Source organism: Caldimonas sp. KR1-144 (assembly GCF_049446155.1).
GTDB lineage: Bacteria > Pseudomonadota > Gammaproteobacteria > Burkholderiales > Burkholderiaceae_C > Rivibacter.
On the sequence record NZ_JBMSEE010000004.1, the window covers coordinates 474,701 to 480,776 of the forward strand.

General features: G+C 65.0%; 6 protein-coding genes. All 6 read right to left on the bottom strand.

Annotated features, from left to right (window positions below; all coding sequences use genetic code 11):
* Positions 1–44 precede the first annotated feature (44 nt).
* Positions 45–395, bottom strand: a complete 351-nt coding sequence (locus tag ACO2TI_RS12680; protein ID WP_336966178.1) for a DUF2958 domain-containing protein — start codon at positions 393–395, stop codon at positions 45–47.
* A gap of 117 nt (positions 396–512) precedes the next feature.
* A protein-coding gene (locus ACO2TI_RS12685) for an IS3 family transposase (protein WP_336966179.1) occupies positions 513–1,684 on the bottom strand; the annotation gives its coding sequence in 2 pieces (ribosomal slippage) (positions 513–1,429 and positions 1,429–1,684; 1,173 coding nt in all).
* Between the two features lie 267 nt (positions 1,685–1,951).
* Complete coding sequence (locus ACO2TI_RS12690) at positions 1,952–2,461, bottom strand: JAB domain-containing protein (protein ID WP_336966180.1); 510 nt, start codon at positions 2,459–2,461, stop codon at positions 1,952–1,954.
* A gap of 335 nt (positions 2,462–2,796) precedes the next feature.
* On the bottom strand, positions 2,797–3,861 hold the full coding sequence (locus ACO2TI_RS12695) for a PDDEXK nuclease domain-containing protein (RefSeq protein WP_336966181.1): 1,065 nt from the start codon (positions 3,859–3,861) through the stop codon (positions 2,797–2,799).
* Positions 3,858–5,060, bottom strand: a complete 1,203-nt coding sequence (locus ACO2TI_RS12700; RefSeq protein WP_336966182.1) for a site-specific integrase — start codon at positions 5,058–5,060, stop codon at positions 3,858–3,860. The genes ACO2TI_RS12695 and ACO2TI_RS12700 overlap by 4 nt, the downstream gene beginning before the upstream one ends.
* 231 nt (positions 5,061–5,291) lie before the next feature.
* Positions 5,292–5,939, bottom strand: a complete 648-nt coding sequence (locus ACO2TI_RS12705) for an energy transducer TonB (protein ID WP_423284741.1) — start codon at positions 5,937–5,939, stop codon at positions 5,292–5,294.
* Between the last annotated feature and the right edge of the window lie 137 nt (positions 5,940–6,076).

Consider the following 6,076-nt stretch of genomic DNA (forward strand, 5'->3'; position numbering starts at 1 on the left):
TCGAGAAAACACATGGAGCGCCTTGCGGCGCTCCAAGGGCCGGGTCAGACAACGACACGCCCGGCCAGCCGCGCTTCGCGTGCATAGGCGCTCAACCGCTTCTCGGCGCGGAAAGACAGATCGCGTTCGATCGACAGGCCCAGCCCGCCGCGCACGGTCGCCAGCTCGTTCAAGCTGACCCAACCGATTTCCGGCATTCCCAGGCCCAGGTCGCAAAGACCAAAGGCGTGGTCGTGGTCATCGGGATCAATCTCGGTCAGCAGCCAGGTCGCGCCGGCATCCGGCGTGAACAGCTTGACCACGGGGGCCGGATCGAAGTGCGGGTTTTCCAGCGATGCACGGCCGTTGGCCAGCAGCACGATGCGCCGCTCGTCAGTGATGAGTGCGTGGTTCATGGTGAACTCCTGAAAGGATGCCGGGCGGAATTGCCCGACCCTTCCGGGGCACGGCGCAGCGCAAGCAGTCAGGGGTCTGACCTTGCCCGCGTTCTCCGGATCCCATAGCTGAGACCATCACGCGGCCTGCCTTGCCTGGGCGGCAAGCCAAGCCCGTTCGAACTGCATCGGGCTGACGTAGCCCAGCGACGAGTGAAGTCGTCGGTGGTTGTAGAACGTCAGCCAGTCGACGATCTCGTCCATCGCGGCGCGCCGGGTCTCGAACCGGCACCCGTGCAGCCTGCCGACCTTCAGCGAGCCCCACAGGCTCTCGGTCGGCGCATTGTCCCAACAGTTGCCCTTGCGGCTCATCGAGCTGCGCATGCCGTACTCGGTCAGCGCCCGCTGGAAGTCGTCGCTGCAGTACTGGCTGCCGCGGTCGGAGTGGAAGATCACCCCGGGCTCGGGCCGGCGTCGGAACCAGGCCATGCGCAGAGCATCGATGACCAACTCGCGCTTCATGTGTGGCTTCATCGACCAGCCCACAATCTGACGGCTGAACAGGTCGATGACCACGACCAGGTACAGCCATCCTTCATCGGTCGCAACGTAGGTGATGTCGCTCGTCCACACGCGGTCAGGTGCCGCTGGCGTGAATTGGCGGTCGAGCAGGTTCTCGGCCACCGGCAGCTTGTGGTTGCTGTCGGTGGTCGCCTTGAACTTGCGTTTGCCTCGCGCCTTGATGCCGTGCAGCTTCATCAACTTGCGCACTCGCTCCTTGCCCACGCGGATGCCACCTGCGAGCAGTTCCCTCCATACCCGCGGCCAGCCGTACTCGCCACGTGTCTGGGCGTGCACAGCGCGGATGTGCACCAGCAGCGCGTCGTCGCCGATGTGGCGTCGCGGCTTGGCCGATCGAAGCTTGTGCTCGTGATACCCGCTGGCGCTCACGCCCAGCACCTCGCAGCTCAGCGACACCGGCCAGTGATTGCGGTGCCGCTCGATCCAGGCGTACTTCACCCCCGCTCCTTCGCGAAGTACGCCGTCGCTTTTCCCAGGATGTCGCGCTCCATCTTCACACGGGCCAGTTCAGCTCGCAGCCGCGCGATCTCCATCTGCTCGGGGCTCACCGGCTTGGTGCCAGCTCCGCTCAGCCGACCATCCTTGTCGGCCCTGATCCAGTTGTGCAGCGTCTGCTCGGCGATGCCCAGGATCTTCGCCGTCGCCGCCATGCTCTGCCCGCCCTTGACCAGCCGCACCGCCTCGAGCTTGAACTCCAGCGTGTACTTCGCTCTCGTCGCCTTCTTCACATCCGCTCTCCTTGTCTGAATTCAACCACTCAGCAAGGGATCCGGTTCTCGGGGGCAAGGTCAGTCGCAGACGGCCGCGAGGACGCAAGCGCCATCGGCGCGCAGCCCTTGACGGCGAGAACGCCGTGGCACGATGAAGGGGACAGCAAGACCGCCCCATACCTCCATGCAGGCCGATGAATTTCCGAAACGCTGTCTCGGATTTTCGAGGCAGCGTTTTCGCCCGGCCCGCGCCGGGCGCAGCAAATAGGGGCCGAAGCCCCTTCGTCAGATCAAGCCGCGTTCGGCGAATGATGTGGTGTCGGTGCCCGCGACGATGATGTGATCCAGCACACGCACGTCCACCAGCCCCAGCGCCTCCTTGAGCCGCTGGGTCAATGCCCTGTCGGCACCGCTCGGCTCGGGATTGCCGCTCGGGTGGTTGTGCGAAATGATGACCGCCGCCGCGTTGAGCCGCAGCGCCTCCTTGACCAGCTCGCGCGGATACACCGATGCGCCGTCGATGGTGCCTCGGAACATCTCGGCGTATTCGATCAGCCGATGATGCGTGTCCATGAACAGCACCGCGAACACCTCATGCTCGAAGCCGGCCAGCTTGGCGCGCAGGTACTCCTTGACTGCCGCCGGCGACGTGAACGACGTGCCGCGCTGCATCTTGCGCTCGATGGCCTGGCGCGCGGCCTCCAGAATTTGCTCGGCAGTTGCCAGCAGGTAACGGCCCTGCGCATCACGCACCATCAGCGAGGAATCGAACGAGGAAAAGGACAGTTGCGACATGATCGTGCTCCGGTTGCTCGGGCGGAATTGCCCGGAACCGTCGCCCTCACGGCGCAGCGCAAGCAGTCAACGATCGAAGACGGCCGCCAGGACGCAAGCGTGCGAAGCACGCGCAGTCATTGACGGCGAGAACGCCGTGATACGGTGAAGGGAACAGCAAGACCGCCCACACCCGCCCACTGCCCACACTCGGGTTTCGGCAAGCGGAGCGCGCAGGCCCGCCAGGGCCGAAGGCGTCAGGGGTCAAAGCCGGATGGCCGCGATTCGGCACGAAGCGCGGGGCGCAGCCCGCGAACCCGACGGCGGCACGCCGGGACGCACGAATGCTGTTTGGGCTACTCGGTATCTTGCTTGCGCTGCTCGATCTGCAACCGCGCCCGCTCGGTAGCCTGCTGCAACTTCTCGCCCAGCACCGCACGCGGCGGCAAGCTGGTCAGGTACTCGGCAACGTGGATGCCCGACTTATCCAGCTCCAGCAATTCGATCTGCTCGCGCTTCTTGCCGGTGCAAAGGATGATCCCCAGCGGCGAGGCTTCTTCCGGCTCCCGCTCGTGCTTGTCCAGCCAGCGCAAGTAAAGCTCCATCTGCCCTTTGTAGGCTGCCTTGAACTCGCCGATCTTCAACTCCACCGCCACCAGCCGCCGCAGCTTTCGGTTGTAGAAAAGCAGGTCAAGGTGAAAATCCTCGTCGTCAATCGGGATGCGCTTCTGCCGGGCGACGAAGCAGAAGCCCGCGCCCAGCTCCAGCAGGAAGGCTTCCATTTCGCGGATGATGGCCGCCTCAAGGTCGCTTTCCTGCCAGCTATCCCGCAGGCCCAGGAAGTCGAGGATGTACGGGTCGCGCATGACCAGCGCCGGGGTCATGCGCTGCACATCGCGTAGGGTCGCCAGTTCCTGCGCGATGGTTTCCTCCGGCTTTTGGGACAGGGCCGTGCGTTCGTACAGCATCGAGTCGATGCGCTCGCGCAGCGTCCGCACGCTCCAGCGTTCGGCGCTGGTCATCTGCGCGTAGTAGTCTCGCTGAAGCGGGTCTTTCAGCGGGATCAGTGCCACGAAATGCGACCAGCTCAATTGTCGTGACAGTGAAACGACAATTCGCTCGTCGGGGTAGGCGATGGCGAACTGCACCATCCGGCGCAGGTTCTTGTCCGCGAAGCTGCGCCCGTAGTCGTGGACAAGCTGTGCGGCCAGGGACGGCAGGATTTCTTCGCCGTACCCGGCCCGCTGACCGGCCAGCACTTCCGTATGGATGCGCTGGCCGACGCGCCAGAACAGCAAGGTCAGTTCCGCATTGACCGCCGAGGCGGCGCGCTGGCGCGACGCCTCGATCAGTGCCCGAATGTCGCCCACCAGCGCCTTTGGTGCTGCTGGTGACGCAATGGATGCCTTGCGCCTGCTCATGCCGTTGCCTCCGCAGGGAGCCGCTTGGCGCCGGTGATCGTCTTGCGCCGGTTCGCCACCAGTTCGGCCGCCTTGCGCACCGGGTCATCCTCGGTGTGGACGTAGCGCATGAACATCGCCACGGTCTTGTGCGCGGTCAGCGCCATGCCGACCTTGACCGGGATGCCCGAGTTGGCTATGTCGGTCGCCGAGCGGTGGCGGATGCCGTGCGTGCCTACATGCGCCGCGCCTGCGGCCTTGAGCGCACGGCTCCAGCCGTTGTAATACTCGCCCGTGGTCAGGTGCTGGCCGGGATGGTTCGGGGACGGCAGCACATACGGGCAATCGTCCCGGCGCGGTGCCGTCGAAAGCAGCCGATAGGCTTCCTCGCTCATGGGCTTGGACATGCCGCCGGTCTTGCTGTCGGGCCAGACGACGCGCCGGTTCTCGAAGTCCACCCAATCCCATTGGAGCGTGACGATTTCGCCGCGACGGCCGGCGAACTCGAATTGCAGCCGGATCGCGAGCGGGATGACGTAGCTCTCCAGTCTCTCGGCCTCCAGATGCTCAAGATGACGGAACAGCTTGCCCATGTCCTCGTCGCTAATGAGGTGGGTGGCCTTGCCGTTGGGGAACATCGGGACATGCCGGCACGGATTGGTGCCGTCGGGCCGGTAGCCCCACACCTCGGCCAGATTGAACATGCGGCGCATGACGCTGAACGTGCGGTTCGCGTCGGCCGGCTTGTGCGTCATCTTCTTCATCATCCCGGCCACGTCCGGGCGCTTCACGTCCTGAACCTTCATCCGGCCGATCATCGGGACGATGTTGCGGTCGATGACGCTCTGATAGCCTTCCTGGGTGCTGGGCTTGTTGCGCAGCTTGGAGTAGTCCTCCATGAACTTCGTGCAAAGCTCCTTGACCGTGGGCGCTTTGCGCGCCTGCGCCTTGTCTGCGGCCGGGTCGCCGCCCCGGCGCACCTGGGCCAGCCATTCCTGAGCCAGCGAGCGGGCCTGTTCGACGGTCAGTTCCCCGTACTGACCCAAGGCGGGCTTGCGGCGCTCGCCGGCGTTCGTCCGGTACTGGAGCATGAACACCTTGCGGCCCGATGGGGTAATCTTGCACAAGAAGCCGGGCACCAGGGTATCCCTGAGTTCGACAGCCTGCGCCTGGGGTTGTGCCGCATCGACTGCGGACTTGGTGAGCTTGATCTTTGCCATGATGACTCCTCGGAAAGACCCGATTCCCAAGAGCCTCATAGGGGCCACCAGCAGGGAAGTTGGGTCAGGTTTCGGAAAGAACCGGCATATGTTGAACTCGCCTAAGTTATTGATAAACCTGCTGTATCGGGCTTCGGCGTAGTCCAGCGAAGTTCGGTGCTGGAGTCATGGTGAAATGAAAAAGGGCCACCGCATGCGGTGGCCCTTCTCATTGGCGAGGTTCGCGATCGATCAGTCGATCTTGAACTCGAACTCTTGCTGGGCCTTGATGTCGCCTCCACCGGAGACGCACTTGTACTGCATCATCGCGGCGCGAACGGCCTGGTGGTAGACGCGCGGGCCGGAGAGCACCGTCACTTCCTTGACCACGCCGTTGCTGATCAGCGCCTCGGCGCGCACGACGCCCGAGACGCCTTCCTGCAGCGCCTTGCGCGGGATCTCCGGCTTGACCTGCGTCGGGCAGGCGACGCCGATGTCGGCCTTGGCCGGCCCCGGCGGCGGCGCCATCACCGGCGGCGGCGGCGCGATCTTGTACTCGACCGGCGGCGGCGCGGGCGACACCTCGGTGATCGCTGGCGCCGCGGTGGGCGGCGGCGTCACTTCCGGCGGCGGCACGTAAGGCGGCGGCGGAGCCTCCACCTTGGGCGCTTCAGGCTGCTTGATCTGCTTGGGCGGCGGGGGCGGCGGCGGAGGCGGAGGCGGCGGCAGGATCTCCTGCACGATCTTCGCTTCCAGCGGCTTCTTGACGATCTGCAGCGCGCTGCGCGCAAGCCCGGAGACCAGCGCATAGAAGATGAAGATGTGCAGCACCACCACCGCCGCGAAGCCGATCAGGCGCCGCGGGTTCGACTTGGCCTTGCTGTCGTATGAGAGGTCCATCGACTCGTGCTCCTACTTCCCGTCGATGAACTGCTCGGAGCCCACGATGCCCATCTTGGTCAGCCCGATGCGCTGCGTGGCGGCCATCACGGCTGCCACCACCTCGTACTTGGCCTGCTTGTTGGGCCGCAGGTGCA